The organism is Pantoea sp. Tr-811 (genome assembly GCF_011752535.1).
GTDB lineage: Bacteria > Pseudomonadota > Gammaproteobacteria > Pseudomonadales > Pseudomonadaceae > Aquipseudomonas.
In genome coordinates, this window is sequence record NZ_VWXJ01000060.1 from 1 (window position 1) to 806 (window position 806).

General features: G+C 61.0%; 1 protein-coding gene. It reads right to left on the bottom strand.

Features of this window, described 5'->3' with window-relative positions:
• The coding region (gene bamA / locus F3J44_RS29400) for an outer membrane protein assembly factor BamA (RefSeq protein WP_167278005.1) at nucleotides 1–806 on the bottom strand (806 nt) is incomplete at both ends.

The following is an 806-nucleotide window of genomic DNA, read 5'->3' on the forward strand; positions in this document are numbered from 1 at the left end:
GTCTTCGGTCTTGGTGTTGCCGCGGTAGTTGATGCGGTTGACGTAGGCACGCTTGCCCGGGTCGACCACGAACATGATGTCGACGGTGTGGTCCTGGTCGTTCGGCTGTGGCACGCCGTTGACGTTGGCGAAGGTGTAGCCTTCGTTGCCCAGGCGGCGGGTGATCAGCTCGGACGTGGTGGTCATCACCTTGCGCGAGAACACCTGGCCCGGCTGCACCAGCAGCAGCGACTTGACCTGGTCTTCCGGCACCTTGAGGTCGCCCGAAAGCTTCACGTCACGCACGGTGTACTTCTCACCTTCGTTGACGTTGACGGTGATGTAGACGTGCTTCTTGTCCGGGGTGATCGACACCTGGGTAGAGGCGATGTCCATGTTGATGTAGCCGCGGTCCAGGTAGTAGGAACGCAGGCGCTCCAGGTCACCGGAGAGCTTTTCGCGGGCGTACTTGTCGTCGTTCTTGAAGAACGACAGCCAGTTGGTGGTCTTGAGCTCGAACAGCTGCTGCAGCTCTTCGTCGCTGAACACGGTGTTGCCAACGATGTTGATGTGCTGGATCGCAGCAACCGTACCTTCGTTGATCTTGATCTTCAGCGCCACGCGGTTGCGCGGCTGTGGCACCACCTCGGCGTCGACCTCGGCCGAGTAGCGGCCCTGGGCCACGTACTGGCGCTGCAGCTCGTTACGCACGCCTTCGAGGGTGGCACGCTGGAAGATCTCGCCTTCGGCCAGGCCCGACTGCTTCAGGCCCTTCATCAGGTCTTCGGTGCTGATCGCCTTGTTGCCTTCGATCTCGATGCTCGACA